Here is a 20,464-nt window from a genome sequence, read left to right on the forward strand (position 1 = left end):
GCCTTCGGGCTCGCCGTCGCCCCAGACCCTGGCCCCGACGATCGCCTCGTGCCGGAAGTCGATCGGGTCATCGCACACCGCCTGGCCCTTGAGGTGGTTGGAGATGGCCCAGACCTTGAGGTTGTACTTCTCCAGTACGGCCAGCTTGGACTCGACGTAGCCGGGTTCGTCCCAGCGCCAGGCGTCCAGGTGGTCGCCGGAGACGGCGATTTCCAGGCCGTCGTAGCCCCAGCCGGAGGCCAGGCGGGCGACTTCCTCGAAGGGCAGATCGGCCCACTGGCCGGTGAACAGGGTGTACGGGCGGGGCATGTCAGGTTCCTTCGGTAATCGTTTGGGTGGTCCGTGCGGACGGGGTGAGCTGGATGAGTGAACTTTTGGCCGCGGCGCTTTCCTCCACGGCGGCGAGGATCCGCTGGACGCTCAGGCCGTCCTCGAACGACGGCGACGGCTGGGTTCCGTTGCCCACCGCGGTGAGGAAGTCGCGGATCTCGTGCGTGAACGTGTGTTCCCAGCCGATCACGTGGCCCTGCGGCCACCATGCTTCAAGGTACGGGTGCTCGGGTTCGTTGACGAGGATCCGGCGGAAGCCCTGTTCGCGGACCGGCAGTGTGGCGTCCAGGAAGCAGAGCTCGTTCAGGTCCTCCAGATCGAAGAGCAGGGCTCCCTTGTCGCCATAGATCTCCAGCGTGAGCGAGTTCTTCCGCCCGGCGGCCACCCGGGAGACCTCCACCGAGGCGATGGCCCCGGAGGCGAGGGTCAGCGTGGCCCAGGCGGCGTCGTCGACCGTCACCTCCTCCAGCCCGGCAGCGCCCGGGCGTCGCGGCGTGAAAGTGTGCAGTCGGCCGGAGACCTCGGTGACCGGCTCGCCCAGGAGGAACAGCACCTGGTCGATCGCGTGGCTGGCAATATCGCCCAGCGCCCCGGACCCGGCGGTGTCCTTGTTCAGCCGCCACGTCATGGGCGCATCCGGGTCCACGAGCCAGTCCTGCAGGTAGGCGGCGCGGACATGCCGGACGGCGCCGAGCCGGCCCTCCGCGATCAGCTCCCGGGCCAGCGCCAGGGCCGGGACCCGGCGGTAGTTGAAGCCGATCATGGACTGCACCCCTCGCTCCCGGGCTGCCTGCGCTGCCGCGGTCATGGCCTCGGCCTCGGCCAGGGTGTTGGCCAGTGGTTTCTCGACCAGGACGTGCTTGCCGGCGGCCAGCGCGGCGATGGCGATTTCCGCGTGCATGAACCCCGGCGCGCAGATATCGACGATGTGGATGTCATCCCGGGCGATCACTGCGCGCCAGTCCGTGGCGGACTCGGCCCAGCCGTACTTTGCGGCCGCCTCGGCGACGCCGGCCGGGTCGCGGCCGACCAGGACGCGCCGTTCGAACGCCGGGACGTCGAAGTAGCTGGCAACATTCCGCCAGGCGTTCGAGTGGGCCTTGCCCATGAACGCGTACCCGATCATGGCCACACCCAAACGTGAACCGGCGGCGGGGCCGGGGGTGGTTTCGTGGGAATTCATTGCTGGTCCCTAGAGTGTGGAAGCGGTGGGGTCCCAGTCCTCGGGGAGGGCTGCGGAGGTGGGCGCGGAGCTTTCCACATCGATGAACGTGCCCGAATCGACCGACTCGGAGATCGAGACCATGGTGTCCAGGACATGGTAGGCGAGGTTGCCGGTGGCGCGGTGCGGAACGCCGGCGCGGATGGAGCGTGCCATGTCCAGCACGCCCATGCCGCGGCCCTGGCTGGGGCCGGTGGCCGGAATAACGGTCCATTCCTCGTCGCCGGCGCGCCAGAGCTTGATGTCGCCGTCGAAGTAGTTTGGATCGGGCAGCGAGATGGTGGCCTCGGTCCCGGTGATCTCCACGAAGCCCATCCGCAGCCGCGGGGACTCGAAGCTGAACACGCTGTGGGAGGACGCGCCGGACTCGAACTGGGCCATGGCGGAGACGTGGGTGGGGACCTCGACCGTGAATTCCTCGCCGGCCTTGGGGCCGGAACCGATGACCCGGACCTCCTTTGCCTTGGATCCGGTCGCGGCCACGCGGCGCACGGAGCCGAACGTCTGCACCAGGGCTGTGAGGTAGTACGGGCCCATGTCGAACAGCGGCCCGGCGCCGTGCTGGAAGAGGAACGCGGGGTTGGGGTGCCACGATTCCGGCCCGGGCGTCTGGAACGTGGTCATGGCCGTCAGCGGGGTGCCGATGTCGCCACGTTCGATCAGCCGCCGGGCAGTCTGCAGCCCGGCGCCCAGGAACGTATCCGGGGCGCAGCCCAGCCGCAGCCCCGCGGCGTCGGCCGTTTTCAGCAGGCCCAGGCCGGAATCGCGGTCCAGCGAGAACGGCTTTTCCGTCCAGACGTGTTTGCCGGCATCGACGGCGGCCGTGGCCACTTCCACGTGCGCGGCCGGGATGGTCAGGTTGACGATGATTTCGACGTCGGGGTGGTTCAGGGCGGCGTCCACCCCGCCCCACTCCGGGATGCCGTATTCCTTGGCCCGCGCCCCGGCCGCCTCCTCGAAGAGGTCGGCGATCACGTGGACCTTAAGGTCGGGGAAGACGGTCAGGTTGTCCAGGTACTGCTTGCTGATGTTGCCGGCGCCGATGACGGCGACGCCCACGGGGCCGCGGCCGGCGGCACGGTTCGCTGCTACACGGTTCGGTGCGGCGCTCATGCGTTCACGCCCTGCGCGCCGGCGGAACCGCTTTGCAGGTAGCCCAGGCTTTGGGCGATGCCGTCGAAGATGTCGCCGGAGTAGTCGTCGAATTCCACGACGCCGACTTCGAGGGACTGAGCCGCGGCGATGACGTCCCGCACGGCGATCTTGCCCTGCCCGGCCGGCTGCTGCGCCTTGGTGTCCGTGGAGACGGGGCCGTCCTTGATGTGGATGAATCTGACCCTGTCGCCGAGGCGCTGCAGCAGCTGCACCGGGTCCTGGCCGCCGACGGCGGCCCAGTAGGTGTCCACTTCCAGGACGAGTTCCGGGTCCAGGAGTCCCTCGAAGTACTCCAGGGCGGTCTGGCCCTCGATGCTGGACTCCAGCTCCCAGGCGTGGTTGTGGTAGCCGACGCGGATGCCGTACCCGGCGCCCTTCTTGGCGGCGGCGTTGAGCTTCGCGGCGGTGGCCTGGACGTCCTCGGCGGACTGCCAGTGCTCGGCCGGGAGGTAGGGGTCGATCACCGTGGTGATGCCCAACTCCTTGGCCGCGGCGAAGATTTCGTCCTGGTCCTGGCTCAGCAGCGGGGCGTGGCCGGACGGGGCGGTCAGGCCGTTCTCCTTCAGGGCAGCGCCGAGCTCGGCGGCCGTGGCGACGAAGTTGTAGGGCTCAACCTGGGTGAAACCGAGTTCGGCGACCTTTTTGATGGTGCCGGGCAAGTCTTCCTGGAGGGCGTTGCGGAGGGTGTACAGCTGGATTGAATAAGACACGGGATTCCTTTGCATGAGTTCGGCTTCAAAGGTGTGAGGGTCAGCCCTGACGGCGGGAAGGGGGGCATCCATTCCGTTTGGTTCTGCGCGAAGAAGGACTGCACGCCCATGGGCAGCGAGATGATTTGTCTGGAGCGGAGGAACACGATGGCTCTAAACTAGGGAGACTTTTGCCGGGCGTCAAGCAAAAGTTGGACCCTACGTGTCAATCTTTGTGAAGCGTGACATGCAGAAGATCTTCGTGCTATCACTTACTCATGAGTACGCCCACCGGCACCGAGCCCGCAACCCCCGAGGCCGGCGGCAGCCTGTCCCGCGCCGGAGACCTCTTCCAGCTCCTGCGCGACGGCAAGGCCCGGACCCGCGCGGAGCTGGCCCTTACCACCGGGCTCGCCCGGTCCACTGTCGCTTCCCGCATCGACGCGCTGATGGTCTCCGGGCTCGTCGGCCCCGCCGGGGAGGCGAGCTCCAGCGGCGGCCGCCCGCCGTCGCGCTTTGCCTTCAACCCGGCGGCCCGCGTCGTCCTGGCGGTGGATGTCGGGGCCACCCACGTGATCATCGCCGTCACGGACCTTGGCGGGACGGTGCTCGCGGAGCGCCGGCTGGCGCAGGATGTCGCCGACGGCCCGGTGGTTGTCCTGGACCGGGTGATCGAGGAAGGGCTGCAGCTGCTCGGCGGGGCCGGCCGGGGCACTGGGGACCTGGCCGGCGCCGGCATCGGGCTCCCGGGGCCCGTGGAACACGCCACCGGCATGCCGGTGAAGCCGCCAATCATGCCCGGCTGGGACGGGTTCGACGTCGTCCGCCACGTCCAGCGGTCCCTTCCGGTGCCGGTCCTGGTGGACAACGACGTTAACATCATGGCGCTGGGGGAGCGCGCGGCGCACTGGCCTGACGACGAAAACTTCCTGTTCATCAAGGTGGCCACCGGCATCGGGGCGGGCATCATCAGCAGCGGCCAGCTCCAGCGCGGAGCCAACGGGACGGCCGGCGACCTCGGACACGTCCGGGTTCCACGTGGCGATGACGTGCTGTGCCGGTGCGGGAACTACGGGTGCCTCGAAGCCCTGGCGTCCGGGCCCGCCGTCGCCAAGGCGCTGACGCGGCAGGGCCTGCCGGCGCACGACGGCGGCGATGTGTTGCGCCTGGTCGCCGAAGGGAACCTGCAGGCAATCCAGGCGCTGCGGCAGGCCGGCAGGGACCTCGGCGACGTCCTTTCCATGGTCGTGAACCTGCTGAACCCCTCGGTGATTGTGATCGGCGGAAGCCTCGGCCAGGCCGGGGAGCATCTGATGGCCGGCGTCCGCGAGGTGGTCTACCGGCGCTCGCTGCCGCTGGCCACGGCGCACCTGCGGATCGGCGTGTCCCGGGCCGGTGACCAGGCCGCGATCCTCGGCGCCAGCCAGATGGTCACGCAGCATGTGCTCTCACCCGCGGTCATTGAGGCGACCCTGCAGGCCACGGGCTAGGGGTGTCCGGGGAAGCGGCGCGCCCGGCAGGGGTGTCCGGGAAAGCGTCACATTCCGAAGGCGCGGCCGGGGCCCGTGATAGCAATGGGACTGATGAAATCATATTTCTGCCCGCCCGCCGGGCTACGGGCCGCCCCATGAGCAGCGTGGCCCGGGCGCCGCGCGGCTGGCTCCTCATGCTCGCGATCGGGCTGATCGCGCTGAACATGCGCGGCCCGTTGGTGGCGGTGGCGCCGGTGATCGCCCAACTGGAGGGCGATCTCGGGTTCACCCCCGTGGAACTTGGATTCCTGACCGGCATCCCGGTCCTGTGCTTTGCCCTGGCCGCACCCCTGGCCTCGCTGGCCGGGCGCAAGCTGGGGCCCGAATTCGCCATCACTCTGACCCTGCTGGGGGTGCTCTTCGGCGTCGTGGTCCGCTCGGCCGGCGGGGGTGCCCTGGTCATGCTGGGCACGGTGATCCTCGGCGTCGCCATCACGATCGGCAACATCGTGGTCCCGCTGATCATCCGCCGTGACTTCACCCCCGCCCGGCAAGGCGCGGCGATGGGCACCTACACCGCGGCGCTGAACATCGGCTCGTTCCTGACCTCCATGGTGTCGGCGCCGCTGGCTGAACTCCTGGGCTGGCGGCCCGCGATTGCCGCCAGTGGCCTGTTCGCGGTGGCGGCCGCCGCCGTGTGGATGATCGCGGTTGGCCGGCGGGCCTTCATTCCTGCCGCCGTCGCCGCGGCGGACCCGCGGCGGCCCGGCAAGCTCACCTCCCGGTGGATCACGGCAGCGCTGACCTTCGGGTTCGCCGGGCAGGCGTTCTCCTACTACGGAGTGACCGCCTGGCTGCCGAGCCTGCTCTCGGACGAACTCGGCATGGCGCCCGCAGCCGCCGGGGCAGGGTCCTCGCTCTTCCAGATCCTGGCCATTGTGGGCGGACTGGGCGTGCCGCTGGCGGCCCGGTTCGCCAGTACGACGGCGGTGGGCCTCGCCCTGGGGCTGCTGTGGCTCACCGTACCCGTGGGCCTGCTGCTGGCACCGGAGCTGTGGTGGCTGTGGTGTTCCTTCGGCGGTGTGGCCCAGGGCGGCGGCATCACGCTGATCTTCCTGGCCATTATCCGGCTGGCGCGGGACCAGACCTCGGCGGCCCGGATGTCCGCCGTCGTCCAGGGGACGGGATACTCCTTCGGGGCAGTGGCGCCGACCCTGCTGGGCTACGTCCACGGGACCACCGGCGCCTGGACCGGACCGCTGCTGATGATCCTGGGCTCGGTGGCCGCGTTCATCCTGGGCACCTCGCTGTCACTGCGGCGGGTGCCGAAGCCCCACTGATTCGCTGTCGCGCGCCGGGGTGATGTCAATCGAGACGACAGGTAAGGCCCATGTTCGCGGGGAACATGGGCCTTACCTGTCGTCTCGACGCCGTTGTCGAGCACGGGGGGATTTTCCGTTGCTGGACTGCCACCCGGATTTCGGGGTGCCTGTTGCGAAGGGCCTGGCAGCCCAGCCAACGGAAATCTGTGCGGACCCGGTTGCCCGGGACGCGGAGTCCTACGCCGGAACCAGTGCGGGGTCCCCGCTGGCGGCGTCGGCGCCGTCGCGCGCTTCATGCAGGAAGCGGTCGTAGGCCGGCAGCGTCAGGAACGCCGGGAACTCGCTGCTGAGGGTGACTTCCTCGAAGATGTCCCGCGCGTCGGCGAAACGGTCTCCTTCGAAGCGCTCCAGCTTGGCGAATTCCTCGTCCAGCATGTCCTCCACCCACTCCCGGGTGATCACGTCGCCCTGGTCAGTGATGGCCCGGGCGAAGATCCACTGCCACAGCTGCGAGCGGGAGATTTCCGCGGTGGCGGCGTCCTCCATCAGGTTGTGGATGGCCACCGCGCCGTTGCCGCGCAGCCACGACTCGATGTAGCGGATCCCCACTTCGATGTTGTTCCGGATGCCCTGCTCAGTGATGGTTCCGGTGGTCGCGGAGATGTCCAGGAGCGCGCGGTCGTCCGCGGTGACGTCCTCGCGGAGGCGCTCGAGCTGGTTCGGACGCTCGCCGAGGACGGCGTCGAACACCTCGCGGCAGACCGGCACCAGGTCCGGGTGCGCCACCCAGGAGCCGTCGAAGCCGTCGTTCGCCTCACGGGTCTTGTCCGCGCGGACCTTCTCGAAGGCGATCGCGTTGGCGTCCGCATCCTTGCGGTTGGGGACGGCGGCGGCCATGCCGCCGATCGCCATGGCGCCGCGCTTGTGGCAGGCCCGGACCAGCTGCTCGGTGTAGGCGCGCATGAACGGCTGGGTCATAGTGACCTGGCCGCGGTCCGGGAGCACGAAGCGCGGTCCCCGGGTGCGGAAGTTCTTGATCAGGGAGAAGATGTAGTCCCAGCGGCCGGCGTTCAGGCCCGCGGCGTGGTCCCGAAGTTCGTAGAGGATCTCCTCCATTTCGAACGCCGCGGTGATGGTCTCGATCAGCACGGTCGCGCGGATGGTGCCCTGCGGGATGCCCAGCAGGTCCTGCGCCATGATGAAGATGTCGTTCCACAGCCGGGCCTCGAGGTGGTTCTCGATCTTCGGCAGGTAGAAGTACGGGCCCTTGCCCTGGGCGATCAGGCGGCGGGCGTTGTGGAAGAAGTACAAGCCAAAATCCACGATCCCGCCGGCAATAGGCGTGCCATCGATGAGCATGTGCTTTTCCGGCAGGTGCCAGCCGCGGGGGCGGACCACGACTGTGGGCAGTTCCCCGGCCGGGCGCAGCTTGTACTCCTTGCCCTCCGGGGAAGTGAAGTCGATCCTGCGCTCCAGCGCATCGGTGAGGTTCAGCTGGCCCTGGATCACGTTGCGCCAGGACGGCGTGGAGGAGTCCTCCATGTCCGCGAGCCACACCTTGGCGCCGGAATTCAGCGCATTGATCGTCATCTTCTTGTCGACCGGCCCGGTGATTTCCACGCGGCGGTCCTCCAGGCCCGGGGCCGGGGGAGCCACGCGCCAGTTCGGGTCGTTGCGGACGGACTCGGTCTCGCGCAGGAACCGCGGGTCCTGGCCCTTGGAGATCTGCTGGCGGCGTTCCTGCCGTGCCTGCAGCAGCTCCCGACGGGGCCCTGCCGTGGCCTTGTGCAGCTTGGCAACAAACGCCAGCGCGTCCGGCGTGAGGACCTCGCTCTGCCGGCAAATCGGCTGCGCGGTCAACGTGATCCCGTTGATAGTGAAGTTGTCAGTGAAGCTGTTCATCTCAATCTCTCCTTGGAGAAGCAAAAGTTCGACGGCGGGTGGTGACGTGCGCTGAAGACGGCGGGCCGGATGCTCCGGAAGCGTGCGTAAAAGGGGCCCCATTGCCGCCCCGCCGAGGTGGGCAATGGCGAAGGCGGCAATGGGGAATAGCACGCGGGGGAGCGTTCGGTCCGCTGGCGGAACTGCCGCCGTCGTGAGTTCTAGTGGAACTGGCCTTCTTCGGTGGATCCCACCAGGGCCAGGGTGGATGCGTTCGGGTTGAGCGCGGTGGCGATGTCGTCGAAGTAGCCGGTGCCGACTTCGCGCTGGTGCTTGGTGGCGGTGTAGCCGCGGGACTCGGAGGCGAATTCCTTCTCCTGCAGCTCGACGTACGCGCTCATGCCTTCCCGGGCGTAGCCGTGGGCGAGGTCGAACATCGAGTAGTTCAGGGCGTGGAAGCCGGCCAGGGTGATGAACTGGAAGGTGAAGCCCATGGCGCCGAGTTCGCGCTGGAACTTCGCGATCGTGGCGTCATCAAGGTGCTTGCGCCAGTTGAACGACGGCGAGCAGTTGTAGGAGAGCATCTGGTCCGGGAACTCGGCCTTGACGGATTCCGCGAATTTGCGGGCCAGTTCCAGGTCCGGGGTGCCCGTCTCCATCCAGATGAGGTCGGAGTACGGGGCGTAGGCCTTGGCGCGGGCGATGCAGGGTTCGATCCCGTTGCGGACCTTGTAGAAGCCCTCCGGGGTGCGGACCGGCTGGCCGCCTTCGCGGAGGATGAATTCCTGGTCACGCTCGTCGACGTCGGAGGTGATCAGGGTGGCCGCCTCGGCGTCGGTGCGGGCGATGATGACCGACGGGGTACCGGCGACGTCGGCGGCGAGCCGGGCCGCGTTCAGCGTCCGGACGTGCTGCTGGGTGGGGATCAGGACCTTGCCGCCGAGGTGGCCGCACTTTTTTTCCGAGGCGAGCTGGTCTTCCCAGTGCACGCCCGCGGCGCCGGCCTGGATCATGGACTTCATGAGCTCGTAGGCGTTCAGCGGGCCGCCGAAGCCTGCCTCGGCGTCGGCCACGATCGGGACCATCCAGTCCTCGACGGTCTGGATGCCTTCGGAGAACTCGATCTGGTCCGCGCGGAGCAGGGCGTTGTTGATGCGCCGGACCACCGTGGGAACGGAATTGGCGGGGTAGAGCGACTGGTCCGGGTAGGTGTGGCCGGAGTTGTTGGCGTCCGCGGCGACCTGCCAGCCGGAGAGGTAGATGGCGCGGAGGCCGGCCTTGACCTGCTGCACGGCCTGGTTGCCGGTCAGGGCGCCGAGGGCGTTGGTGTAGCCGCCGGTCTTGTGCTCTTCGGTGAGCTGCTTCCACAGCTTTTCGGAGCCGCGCCGGGCGAGGGTGTGTTCTTCGGAGACGCGGCCGCGGAGGCGGACGACGTCGGAGGCCTTGTAGTCCCGGGTCACACCTTCCCAGCGGGGGTTGGCGGCCCACTCGAGCTCCAGTGCGGCGGCCTGCTGCTCGGGCGTCTGCTGGGTGGGCTCAAATGCTGCAGTCATCTTTGTCTCCTTGGTGGGTCCGGGGCCGGTCAGTCTGCGTCTCTGCAGATCCTGGCTGGTTGTTCCCGGATAGTGAATCTTTCCGTGAGTTCTACTTTTCTGCACTTTCCAAGGGGTTTCTAGACCAAAGCTATGGAAAGAAATGCACTTCTTCGCGTATTCTCAAGAAATGCACTCAACCAGCTGGAACCGCCAAGCCCTTGCGTCGTCCGCGCCCGCAGCGCCGGAGGTGGATGTCATCAGCCTGGGCCGGCGCGTCCGGCATCTGCGCAAGGCGGCAGGGCTCACGCTCGATGACCTGAGTGCCGCCGTCGGGACGGCCCCCAGCCAGCTGAGCCTGATGGAAAACGGCAAACGCGAGCCCAAGCTTGGTCTGCTCCAGCAGCTGGCGGCCGCACTCGGGGTGAGCATCGACGAACTGCTCGGCGCGGAGCCGCCCAACCGGCGTGCGGCGCTGGAGATCGAGCTGGAACGGTACCAGCGCAGCCCCATCTATGAGTCCCTGAACCTGCCCAAGATCCGCATCAGTTCGCGGCTTCCGATGGATGTGCTGGAGTCCATGGTGGGCCTGCAGCATGAGCTTGAACGCCGGCTCAATGAGCAGGTCGCGACGCCGGAGGAGGCCCGCCGCGCGAACGGTGAACTGCGCGCGATGATGCGCGAGAGGAACAACTATTTCCCCGAGTATGAGGCCGAGGCGCAGAAGGTCCTGGCCTCGGTGGGCCACACCAGCGGTCCGCTGTCCCACCACGTCATTTCGGACATCGCCGGGCATCTCGGATTCAGCCTCCACCATGTGGGTGATCTCCCTCATTCCACGCGTTCGGTGACTGATCTTAAGAACCGCCGAATTTATCTCACGCAGAACGCCCGCAGCGATCACGACCCCCGTTCGGTGCTGCTGCAGGCGCTGGGCCATTACGTCCTGGGCCACCAGACGCCGAACAACTACGGCGATTTCCTGATGCAGCGCGTGGCCACGAACTACTTCGCCGCCGCGCTGCTGCTGCCCGAGCAGGCCACCGTGGCATTCCTGCAGGAGGCCAAGCAGGCCAAGGAAATCGCGGTCGAGGACATCCGGGACGCCTTCGCGGTGTCCTACGAGACCGCCGCGCACCGCTTCACAAACCTGGCCACCCAGCACCTGGGCATCCGCACGCACTTCCAGAAGACGCACAAGAGCGGCATCATCTACAAGGCCTACGAGAACGACGGCGTGACGTTCCCGCAGGACCACACCGGCGCCATCGAGGGTCAGTTCTCGTGCCGGAACTGGACGTCCCGGGTGGTGTTCGACGTCCCGGACAAGTTCAGCGCCTACAACCAGTACACCGACACCCCGGCCGGGACGTACTGGTGCACGGCCCGGACGGAACGCTCCGCGAACGGGGAGTTCTCGCTCTCCGTGGGTGTCCCGTATGCGCACGTGAAGTGGTTCCGCGGCCGCGACACCACCGAGCGGTCCAAGTCCACCTGCCCGGACGAAAGCTGCTGCCGCCGCCCGCCGGCGTCGCTGACCGCCGAGTGGGCCGGGAACGCCTGGCCCTCGGCCCGGGCCCATTCCCACCTGCTGGCGGCCATGCCGCCGGGCGCCTTCCCGGGCGTGGACGAGACCGAGGTCTACTCCTTCCTGCAGGCGCACTCGGGGAGTTGACCCTCCCGCAGCTTCTGCAGGATTTTCCCAGACGCTCCCTCAGGTCCTGCGGTTTTTGGCGGGACGCTCCCTCAGATCCGGCCCGAAGCTCCCCGGTGCTCTCTCAGATCAGGTGAGGAAGCGTTCGGCGATCGGTTGCCAAAGCTGAGGGAGCGTTCCGTGGGGGCGGCTGGCAGGCGGGCGGACTATATTGGCCTGTGTCAGCTCATCGATCCATCTCACGGGAGCGTGCGCCCATGGCCAAGGAACTTGCCACCCAGCTCATCGAACAACTCCAGGCTGCCGGCGTGCAGCGGATCTACGGGATTGTGGGGGACAGCCTCAACCCGATTGTCGACGCCGTCCGCAAGACCGGAGGCTCGCAACAGGGCGGTATCGACTGGATCCATGTCCGGCATGAGGAGGCGGCCGCCTTCGCCGCGGCGGCGGAAGCCCAGCTGACCGGCCGGCTCGCGGTGTGCGCCGGCTCCTGCGGGCCCGGCAACCTGCACCTGATCAACGGCCTGTACGACGCCAACCGTTCCGGGGCGCCGGTGCTGGCCATCGCCTCTCACATCCCCAGCAAACAGATCGGCAGCAGTTTCTTCCAGGAAACCCACCCCGACCGGCTCTTCAACGAGTGCTCGGTCTACTCCGAGCTGATCAGCACCGCGGAGCAGGCGCCCCGCGTCATGCACAGCGCCATCCAGCACGCCGTCGGCCTCAGGGGCGTCGCCGTCGTGACCCTTCCCGGTGACATCGCCGGCCTGGAGGCGACGGCCGAAACGCCGGCCCCGGCGACCTTCCGGCCGGCGACGCTGATGCCGGACCCCGCGAGTGTGCAGGAACTGGCCGACGCCATCAACGCCGCCGGCAAGGTGGCCATCTTTGCCGGTGCCGGCGTCGAGGGCGCCCACGACGAGGTGATTGCGCTCGCCGGGCTGATCGCGGCGCCGATCGGCCACAGCCTCCGCGGCAAAGACTTCATGCAGTACGACAACGCCTATGACATCGGCATGACCGGGCTGCTGGGTTACGGCGCCGCGGCCGAGGGCATCGAGGACGCGGACCTGCTGATCCTGCTGGGCACGGACTTCCCCTACGACCAGTTCCTTCCCGGAACCCGGACGGCGCAGGTGGACCGGGCCGCGCACAAACTGGGGCGGCGGACCGACGTCGACGTCGCAGTGCACGGCGACGTCCTCCCCACCCTTGCCGCCCTCATGCCGTTGGTCACGGCCAAGAAGAGCCGCCGTTTCCTGGACGCGATGCTGAAGAAGCACGACCGGCTCATGAACAAGGCCGTGGGGGCATATACCCGCAACGTCGGGACGAAACAGCCGATCCACCCGGAATATGCGGCCTCGCTGCTGGACCAAGTGGCGGCGAGGGACGCGATTTTCACGGCGGACACCGGCATGTGCAATGTCTGGACCGCCCGGTACATCAACCCGCTGGGCACCCGCCGGCTGATCGGCTCGTACCTGCACGGGTCCATGGCCAACGCGCTGCCGCACGCGATCGGCGCCCAGCTGGCATACCCCGGCCGGCAGGTGGTTTCGGTCTCCGGCGACGGCGGCCTGTCGATGCTGCTGGGCGAGCTCATTACGGTCGCCGCGCACCGGCTGCCCGTGAACGTGGTGGTCTTCAACAACTCCACCCTGGGCATGGTGAAACTCGAAATGCTGGTGGACGGGCTCCCGGACTTCGGCGTCGACGTCCCGGACGCCAACTACGCGGACGTTGCCCGGGCCCTGGGCTTCCACGCCGAGCGCGTCACGGATCCGTCCCGCATCGAGGCGGCGTACCGGGAAGCCTTCGCCCACCCCGGCCCGTCGCTGGTGGAGCTCATCACGGACCCCAAGGCGCTGTCCCTCCCGCCGAAGATCAAGGGCGCGCAGGTCCTGGGCTTCGCCACGGCGATGTCCAAAGTGGTCCTGAACCGGGGCGCTGGCGAGGCCGTCAGTATGGCACGGAGCAATCTGCGGAACGTCCCGCGGCGCTAGGGGCGGGCCCGGCGAGTTCGCCGGAAGCTGCCCGGCTCGCCGGACATGTCCGGCGAACTGGAGACATTCCGGCGAACTGCGCACCAATCGAGGCGAAGGGGGTGGCCATGAAAGATCACCGCATGGCGAAAATTGTGGCGGCGGGAACCATCGCCGTGCTCACGGCTTGTGCGCCCCCGGTACCAGGGCTTGTGAAGGCCGACGGCGTCGAACGGGTGCCGGTGGACCGCGCCGCGTACGCTGCCGAATTTCAGGCATTCCGGGCCTCCGCCCTGACGTTGGGAGCCGCGCTGCTGGCCGACGGCGGTGAAGGGGCCGAAGGGAACGTGGTGTCGTCCCCCGGCAGCCTGCTGATCGCGCTCGCCATGCTGCGGGCAGGGGCGTCCGGGGAGACCGCCGTCGAAATGGACCAGGTGCTGGGGCTCCCGGACGGCAACCGGGATGAGGCCATGAACGCCCTGCTCGATTCGCTGGCTGCGTACGACGGTGATCCCGGCTCGGTCGACGAAAAGGACCCGCCCCGGAAGCCGGTCATGCATGCGGCCAACGGTCTGTTTGTGGACAAGGACGTACCAACCGGAAAGAACTACCTGGAAACCCTTGCCCGGCACTACGGCACCGGGGTGTACCCCGTGGACTTCCGGGATGAGGCCGCCACGGGGCCGGCCCTGGATGCCTGGGTGGACCGGAACACGGGCGGCCGGATCAAGAAAGCACCTGCGGAGTACGATCGCGACAACACGTTCAGCCTCCTCAATGCCCTGTACTTCGCCGCGGCATGGCAGTCGCCTTTCGACCCGAACGACACCTCGGACAGCCCCTTCACGAAGTCCGGTGGCGAGGAAATCAGCGTGCCGACCATGTACAACTCGCTGCAGCTGGCCTATGCGGAGGGCCCTGGCTGGCGGGCGGTCGAGCTGCCGTACGCAGAAGGTTTTGCCATGCGGCTGGTGCTGCCCGGTCCTGGCGTTGGGCCGGAGAGCCTCACGGCGGCCAAGCTGACGGCAATTGCGGCGGCCCTGGACACGGCCCCGGAGGTCTCCGCACTGATCTCCCTGCCCAAGTGGGACCACAAGAGCACCTTCGACCTGCGGAAGGTATTTGAAGCGCTGGGGCTGGCCAGGACCCTGGTCACCACCGAAGACTTCGACGCCATCCAGCCGAAGCTGACGCTCACGCAGGCCGCCCAGGCCGCCAACATCACCGTTGCCGAGAAGGGAACGGTGGCCGCCGCCGTGACGCAGATCAACGGCGCCGTGACCGGGGTGCCGCCCCTCCCGGACCAAACCATCGACTTCGACCGGCCGTTCCTCTACCAGGTCGTGCACACCGAAACCGGGCTCCCGATCTTCATGGGGAAGGTCGCGGACCCGCGCTGAGGGGCGGCCTACCGGGACCCACATCGCCGGAAGCCCTCCAGTTCGCCGTAAACTTCCGGCGAATTGGAGGGACTCCGGCGAACTCGGCGGCTTAGGGCGTCCCGCTCCGGCGCTCTTGTGCCAGGGCCGCCGCCACTTTTCCAATCAGCTCGTACGGGACAGGCTTCCGCAACGGGAACTTCAGGGTGCCCTTCGCGGCGCGGTAGGGGGCGAGTTCCGTGCTCAGCGATTCGTCGCCGTCGGGCACGGGGTAGACGGAGATGTGGTGCGCCCAGCCCGCGAAATATACGACGTATCTGCCCCCGAGCGTGATCGTCGGGATGCCGTAACTGATCATCTCCCCTGATCCGGGTACCGCGGCACGGCAGCATCGCCGGATCTCCTGCAGCGCCTCCTGCACGTCAGCAGGAAACGAGGCGATGTATTCCTCCACGGACTCAAAGTGCTGTGCCATTGCCGTTCCCTCCAACGATCCCAGCAACGAGTTAGCGCGGGCCGCCCTGCCACAAGGCATCGAACGGGGCGCCCGAGGCCACACGGTTCCGGATGCCGGCGGTAACAAACGCCTTCGCCGTCCGGGCGGCGGCCAGCGGCGTCGCACCCTTGGCGAGCTCGGCCGTCACCGCCGCGGCCAATGAGCACCCGGCGCCGGAGACTGCCACCTCGCCCACCTTCGGGGCGGACAGGACTTCCAGGGTTTCGCCGTCGTAGTAGACGTCGACGGCGTCGGGGCCTTCGAGCCGCACGCCGCCCTTGGCGAGCACCGCGGCGCCGCTGAGCTCATGGATGCGGACCGCGGCGGCCTTGAGGGACTCGACGTCGGTAATCTCCAGCCCGGAGAGCGACTCGGCCTCGAAATGGTTGGGCGTGACGAAGGTGGCCAGCGGCAGGATGTGGGACTTGAGCGCCTGGTCGGTGTCCAGGGCGTGGCCCGGCTCCTGGCCCTTGCAGATCAGCACCGGATCCAGCACCACGTTGGTGAACTGCCCGGCCGCCAGCGCCGCGGCCACGGTCGAAATCGTCGCCGGGCTGCCCAGCATGCCGATCTTGACGGTGTCCAGCACGGCCGGTGCGCCGGACGCGGCACCGTAGGCCGCCGTCGTCGCTTCCAGCTGGTCCGCGATGACCTGCTGGTCCACCGGGACAAAGCGGTGGTTCCAGTTGTCCTTGGGGTCGAAGGACACGATGCAGGTCAGGTTCGCGATCCCGAAGACGCCGAGTTCCTGGAACGTCTTCAGGTCAGCCTGCGCGCCGGCGCCGCCGGTCGCTTCGGAGCCTGCGATGGTCAGCGCGACGGCGGGGGAGGATGCGGGCTCGGTAGCTGTGTCGGAAGCAGCAGCGCCATCCGCCAGGGCGGTGGAATCGAATGCGGTAGAAGTCATGGTCCCATCCTGCCATCCCGCCAAAACCGCGCGCATTGTGCTCATGAACAAGCGTTCCATGAACAGTATGAACAAAACCTGAGTGTTCCGGATCACGCGGACTAGGGTGGCGGACGGTGTTGCTTACAGGCGGCGCCGGATCCAGGAAGGTTCATTGATGAGCACCCAACTGACCGAAGCGGCCCAGACCCGGAAAGCCGTCGGCAACATCCTCAAGGGCTCGGCCGGCAACCTAGTCGAGTGGTACGACCTCTACGTCTACACCGTGTTCGCGGCCTACTTCCAGGCGCACTTCTTCAACTCCAAGGACGAGCTCCAGGCCGGCCTCGAGGCCATGGCCGTCTTCTCGACGTCGTTCCTGATGCGCCCGATCGGTGCCTGGTTCTTTGGCCGGTACGCCGACCGCAAGGGCCGCAAAGCCGCGTTGACACTGAGCGTGACCATGATGTCTGCGGGCTCTTTCGCGATTGCGGTGCTGCCCACCCAGGACGTGATCGGCCTGTGGGCCCTGATCCTGCTGGTCCTCCTCCGCGTGATCCAGGGCTTCTCCGTGGGCGGTGAGTACGGCACCAGCGCCACGTACATGTCCGAGGCTGCGACGTCCAAGCGCCGCGGCTTCTTCTCCAGCTTCCAGTACGTCACCCTGGTCGGCGGCCAGATGCTGGCACTGCTGGTCCTTGTGGTCTTGCAGAACGCCATGCCCAAGGCTGAGCTGACCGAGTGGGGCTGGCGCATCCCGTTCGCGGTGGGCGGCGTGGCCGCGCTGGTGGTCCTCTGGCTGCGGCGCTCCATGGAGGAAACCGTCTCGGCCGAACAGCTTGAGGCCGCAAAGGCCCCTGCCGTGGGAGGCCAGGCGCAGCCCGGGACCATGAAGCTGCTGTTCACCAGCTACTGGAAACCGCTCATGATCTGCATCGGAATCACCCTTGGCGGCACGGTGGCGTTCTACACGTACACCAACTTCATCCTGAAGTTCATGAACGATACCTCCGGCATCGCCAAGACGGACACGTCGGTCATCAACTTCTGGGCACTGTTCATCTTCATGCTGCTCCAGCCGGTTTACGGCATCATCTCGGACAAGGTCGGCCGCAAACCGCTGCTGCTGTGGTTCGGCATCACCGGCGTCCTGTTCACCTGGCCGCTCCTGTCCGCGCTCGCGGGGACCAAGGATCCGATCACCGCGTTCCTGCTGATGATGGGCGGTCTGCTGATCGTGGGCGGCTACACCTCCATCAACGCCCTAGTGAAGGCCGAGCTCTTCCCCGCGTCCATCCGCGCCCTCGGGGTGGGCCTGGGCTACGCGATCGCCAACTCTCTCTTCGGCGGCACCGTCCCGCTCATCGGCGCTGCTCTGCAGAAGACCGGGCAGGAAGAGCTGTTCTTCACCTACGTCACCGTGGCCATCGCCATCTCCCTGCTGGTCTACATCTTCGCGCTGAAGAACAAGAAGTCCACGCACCTGGACCACGAGCAGGGCCACGCCTGGGCGGCCGCTGGTCCGGACGCGGCTGCGGGGACGGCGGCTGCTGGTCCGGACGCGGCTGCTGGTGGTCCGGGCGACGGCGGCAGGGACGAGGACAAGGACCTCATCGACGCCTCGCGCCGCTAGGGCAGGCCGCAAGCCGTCCTCGAGTTCGCCGGAAGCGCGCCGGGTCGCCGTATGTTTACGGCGACTTGGCGCGTTTCCGGCGAACTCGCGGCCTAAGGAGCGAATGGACGGCGACAACGACGGCGGCCCGGTCCCACGCTATTGGGCGTTGTCTGCGAACCGCAGCTGCAGGATCGTTGCGGCGGTGCCCGCCACGAACGTTCCCGCGAGCACAACATAGCTGCCTGGCTGGAGCGAGCCGACAGGATCGGCCACCATGCCGATCAGCAGCGGGACGATCGAATAAGGGAACCACTCCGCCCAGCCGGTCTTGCCGAACAGATTGCCCAGGGCCAGCATAACGAGCGAGAAAGCGATGGGGGCCACTTCGCCTCGGCTCCACACTGCGATCCAGGCGACCACAGGCGCGAGCAGGAACGAGACCGTCGCAGCGAGGAGCACGTGTGCGATTCCCGTCGCGGCCAACTCTGCCGAGAACCCCGGCAGCCCCAACACCAGTCCGATCGCCATGGCCTCGACGAGGACTATGACGATGAGCGCCATCCACCACACGGCCGCGACCGCCAGCTTGGCGGCGGCGAACCAATGACGGGCCACGGGCAGTGCGAGCATGTTCTTGGCGGTGGCATCACCGTACTCCCGACCAAACAGGTAGGCGACGATGAACGTCAGCAGCAGCATCCCGCCGACACCGAAGACCAGCGTGAGCATGTAGAAGTATTGGAGCCACGTCGCCTCAAGCCCGGCAAGGCTCGCTTTGGTACCCAGAAGCCCCAGCTGGGCCGCCCGCCCCGGTTCGCGCACGATCCACATGAAAAGCGCAATACCGAGCGGCATGATCGCGAGCACCGCCAGCGTGGCCCACGTCGCCTTGGCACGGTGGAGCTTCATGAACTCGGTGCCAAGAACCTGACCGAACATCAAACCGCGCCGCCCTCGGACGAAGCGCCGCTCCTCCGGCCATCGGCACCGCGCGCATCGCCCGTCCGCGCCAGGAAGTAGCGCTCCAGATCCAGTGTGAGCAGCGCCTGCTCGCGCTCTTCCGGGGTGTAGGCGCCGGTCGCGAACGCGCGCGCCTTCGCGGCGAGTTCGTCGCGCGACGACTCCTCGATGAGACGGCCGTCGTGGACGATACCGATGCGGTCGGCCAGGTGAGCGACCTCGGCGAGGATGTGGCTCGACATGAAGACGGTGGCGCCGCGCCCGTCGGCGAGCGAACGGAGCAGGTCGCGGATCTCGACAATGCCAGCCGGATCAAGGCCGTTGGCGGGCTCGTCGAGCACGAGCAGTTCGGGGGAGTGCAGCAGCGCGCGGGCGAGAGCGAGACGCTGTTTGTTGCCGAGCGAGAGCTGCCCGGCACGCCGATCGGCATAAGGATCCAAGCGCAGCAGCGTGATCGAGTCGGCGACCGACCGCGGCGGCGAACCGGTGAGCCGGCGCTGGATGTCCAGATTCTCGCGCACGGTGAGGTTGGGGTAGGCGGTCGCGGTCTCGACGAGGAAGCCAACGCGGGCGAACACAGCGGTCTCGCCAGGGATGATGCGCTGGCCCAGGATGGTCACCTCCCCGCTGCTCGGCCGGATCAGGCCGAGCATCATGCGGATGGTGGTCGTTTTGCCCGCCCCGTTCCTGCCGAGGAACCCGTAGATCTCGCCCCGGCGGACGTCGAGGTTGAGCGAGTCGACGGCGGTGACGTCGCGGTACCGCTTGACGAGGGCGCGCGTGGAAACCGCGGAGTCAGGCATGGGGCTCCTCCATGGCCCCATCCTGCCACCATGCCCGGAGCGTTCACAGGGTGAAGCTGCGGCTGCATCAGGCTCCCGCACCGTCGGGTGCGAGAATGGAGGCGGTTCCGGCTGCTTGTGTTACCGGGGCCGTCCAGTGCTAATACAGCCGGCCGCCCAGCGTGTTCCCCTTGCGGGTGCGGGCCGCCGAGCGAACCACTACGAATGGAATACCCATGACTTCCGCCAAGACCTTCCCGGCGTCAGCCGCACCAAGGTTCGCCTCGATCGGCTCCCCACATTTCGGCATCATGCTCGCTGTCATGGCCGTGGTGCTGATCCTGTCCAACATCGGGGCGTCCAAGGGCGTGGCGATCGGCCCCGTGATCACCGACGGCGGCTTCTTCCTCTTCCCGCTGGCGTACATCCTGGGCGATGTCATCAGCGAGGTCTATGGCTTCAAAGTGGCGCGCAAGGCCATCATCACCAGCTTTGCGCTGTCCGTCTTCGCGTCGGTCTGCTACTGGGTCATCATCGCCCTTCCGGGGTTCGACGACGAATACGGTTCCTCCAAGCAGGCAGCCTTGGAAGGCGCACTGGGACCGGTCCCGCAGATTGTGCTGGCATCGCTGCTGGCCTTCCTCGCCGGCCAGACCATCAACTCCTGGATCCTGGTGAAGATGAAGGCGCGGACCGGGGAAAGGTCCCTGTGGGCGCGCATCATGGGCTCCTCCGTGGCGGGTGAGTTCGTGGACACCCTGATATTCTGCAGCATCGCCGCATCTGTGATCGGAATTACCGACGCCGCGATGTTCATGAACTACGTCCTCGTGGGCTTCCTCTACAAGACCCTCGTGGAGTTCGCCTTCGTCCCGCTGACCTCGCTCGCCATCGGCTGGGTCAAGAAGCGCGAACCGAGCTACGGCGCCTAGGACTCCTCCTCATCCTCCGGCCGCCGGCCAGTTGGGAGCTAGCCGGTTCGGAGCCAGCAGCCGCCCAATTCGCCGAAAACCCGCGGTGTCGCCGTAAGTTTCCGACGACGTGGCGGGCTACCGGCGAATTCGAGTCGTTGGGGTGCGGGGTGCGGGGTGCCGGGCGCCGCGA

General features: G+C 67.6%; 16 protein-coding genes and 1 pseudogene. 7 read left to right on the forward strand and 10 right to left on the reverse strand.

What is annotated here, in order from left to right:
* The 4 genes and pseudogenes from AC1DFR_RS19425 to AC1DFR_RS19440 all read right to left on the reverse strand — a co-directional run.
* Window positions 1-309 (reverse strand): annotated as a pseudogene (locus AC1DFR_RS19425) (sugar phosphate isomerase/epimerase); the annotation flags it as partial.
* A gap of 1 nt (window position 310) precedes the next feature.
* Window positions 311-1,513 carry a Gfo/Idh/MocA family protein gene (locus AC1DFR_RS19430; protein WP_476874225.1) on the reverse strand — a complete coding sequence of 401 codons (1,203 nt, stop codon included), beginning with the start codon at window positions 1,511-1,513 and terminating at the stop codon, window positions 311-313.
* A 9-nt stretch (window positions 1,514-1,522) separates the two neighbouring features.
* Window positions 1,523-2,665: a Gfo/Idh/MocA family protein gene (locus tag AC1DFR_RS19435; protein ID WP_476874226.1), complete on the reverse strand. Its 1,143-nt coding sequence runs from the start codon at window positions 2,663-2,665 to the stop codon at window positions 1,523-1,525.
* Window positions 2,662-3,417 carry a sugar phosphate isomerase/epimerase family protein gene (locus AC1DFR_RS19440; protein WP_476874227.1) on the reverse strand — a complete coding sequence of 252 codons (756 nt, stop codon included), beginning with the start codon at window positions 3,415-3,417 and terminating at the stop codon, window positions 2,662-2,664. The genes AC1DFR_RS19435 and AC1DFR_RS19440 overlap by 4 nt, the downstream gene beginning before the upstream one ends.
* A 257-nt stretch (window positions 3,418-3,674) precedes the next feature.
* Here AC1DFR_RS19440 and AC1DFR_RS19445 point away from each other — a divergent pair, with 257 nt between their 5' ends.
* Together AC1DFR_RS19445 and AC1DFR_RS19450 are read left to right on the forward strand one after the other, a co-directional pair.
* Complete coding sequence (locus AC1DFR_RS19445; protein ID WP_476874228.1) at window positions 3,675-4,886, forward strand: ROK family transcriptional regulator; 1,212 nt, start codon at window positions 3,675-3,677, stop codon at window positions 4,884-4,886.
* Window positions 4,887-5,023: 137 nt separating this feature from the next.
* Window positions 5,024-6,208: an MFS transporter gene (locus AC1DFR_RS19450; RefSeq protein ID WP_476874229.1), complete on the forward strand. Its 1,185-nt coding sequence runs from the start codon at window positions 5,024-5,026 to the stop codon at window positions 6,206-6,208.
* Between the two features lie 219 nt (window positions 6,209-6,427).
* Here AC1DFR_RS19450 and aceB read toward each other — a convergent pair whose 3' ends face one another.
* Window positions 6,428-8,092 (reverse strand): malate synthase A, encoded by a 1,665-nt coding sequence (gene aceB, locus AC1DFR_RS19455; protein ID WP_476874230.1) that lies wholly within the window; start codon window positions 8,090-8,092, stop codon window positions 6,428-6,430.
* Between the two features lie 200 nt (window positions 8,093-8,292).
* Entirely contained in the window at window positions 8,293-9,624 is a 1,332-nt protein-coding gene (gene aceA / locus AC1DFR_RS19460) for an isocitrate lyase (protein WP_223914494.1), read from the reverse strand.
* A 142-nt stretch (window positions 9,625-9,766) separates the two neighbouring features.
* On the opposite strand from aceA, the gene AC1DFR_RS19465 reads away from it, so the two are divergent.
* The 3 genes from AC1DFR_RS19465 to AC1DFR_RS19475 all read left to right on the forward strand — a co-directional run bounded on the left by AC1DFR_RS19465 (window position 9,767) and on the right by AC1DFR_RS19475 (window position 14,642).
* Window positions 9,767-11,278 carry a helix-turn-helix transcriptional regulator gene (locus tag AC1DFR_RS19465; protein ID WP_028278044.1) on the forward strand — a complete coding sequence of 504 codons (1,512 nt, stop codon included), beginning with the start codon at window positions 9,767-9,769 and terminating at the stop codon, window positions 11,276-11,278.
* A gap of 236 nt (window positions 11,279-11,514) precedes the next feature.
* Window positions 11,515-13,263 carry a pyruvate dehydrogenase gene (locus AC1DFR_RS19470; protein WP_223914492.1) on the forward strand — a complete coding sequence of 583 codons (1,749 nt, stop codon included), beginning with the start codon at window positions 11,515-11,517 and terminating at the stop codon, window positions 13,261-13,263.
* Between the two features lie 107 nt (window positions 13,264-13,370).
* A complete protein-coding gene (locus tag AC1DFR_RS19475) occupies window positions 13,371-14,642 on the forward strand; it encodes a serpin family protein (protein WP_476874231.1) in 1,272 nt (423 codons plus the stop codon).
* A 91-nt stretch (window positions 14,643-14,733) separates the two neighbouring features.
* On the opposite strand, the gene AC1DFR_RS19480 is transcribed toward AC1DFR_RS19475, so the two are convergent.
* Complete coding sequence (locus AC1DFR_RS19480) at window positions 14,734-15,096, reverse strand: iron chaperone (protein ID WP_476874232.1); 363 nt, start codon at window positions 15,094-15,096, stop codon at window positions 14,734-14,736.
* Window positions 15,097-15,127: 31 nt separating this feature from the next.
* Window positions 15,128-16,024 (reverse strand): hydroxymethylpyrimidine/phosphomethylpyrimidine kinase, encoded by an 897-nt coding sequence (locus AC1DFR_RS19485; RefSeq protein ID WP_476874233.1) that lies wholly within the window; start codon window positions 16,022-16,024, stop codon window positions 15,128-15,130.
* A gap of 157 nt (window positions 16,025-16,181) precedes the next feature.
* On the opposite strand from AC1DFR_RS19485, the gene AC1DFR_RS19490 reads away from it, so the two are divergent.
* A complete protein-coding gene (locus AC1DFR_RS19490) occupies window positions 16,182-17,636 on the forward strand; it encodes an MFS transporter (protein ID WP_476874234.1) in 1,455 nt (484 codons plus the stop codon).
* A gap of 138 nt (window positions 17,637-17,774) precedes the next feature.
* Here AC1DFR_RS19490 and AC1DFR_RS19495 read toward each other — a convergent pair whose 3' ends face one another.
* Together AC1DFR_RS19495 and AC1DFR_RS19500 are read right to left on the reverse strand one after the other, a co-directional pair.
* Window positions 17,775-18,557: an ABC transporter permease gene (locus tag AC1DFR_RS19495; RefSeq protein ID WP_476860102.1), complete on the reverse strand. Its 783-nt coding sequence runs from the start codon at window positions 18,555-18,557 to the stop codon at window positions 17,775-17,777.
* Window positions 18,557-19,381, reverse strand: coding sequence for an ABC transporter ATP-binding protein (locus tag AC1DFR_RS19500; RefSeq protein WP_476860064.1), 825 nt, complete (start codon window positions 19,379-19,381; stop codon window positions 18,557-18,559). Before AC1DFR_RS19500 ends, AC1DFR_RS19495 begins: the two co-directional genes overlap by 1 nt.
* Window positions 19,382-19,596: 215 nt before the next feature.
* On the opposite strand from AC1DFR_RS19500, the gene AC1DFR_RS19505 reads away from it, so the two are divergent.
* A complete protein-coding gene (locus tag AC1DFR_RS19505) occupies window positions 19,597-20,292 on the forward strand; it encodes a queuosine precursor transporter (RefSeq protein WP_476860065.1) in 696 nt (231 codons plus the stop codon).
* Window positions 20,293-20,464 lie beyond the last annotated feature (172 nt).

It is taken from the genome of Arthrobacter sp. 05T410, from assembly GCF_056396505.1.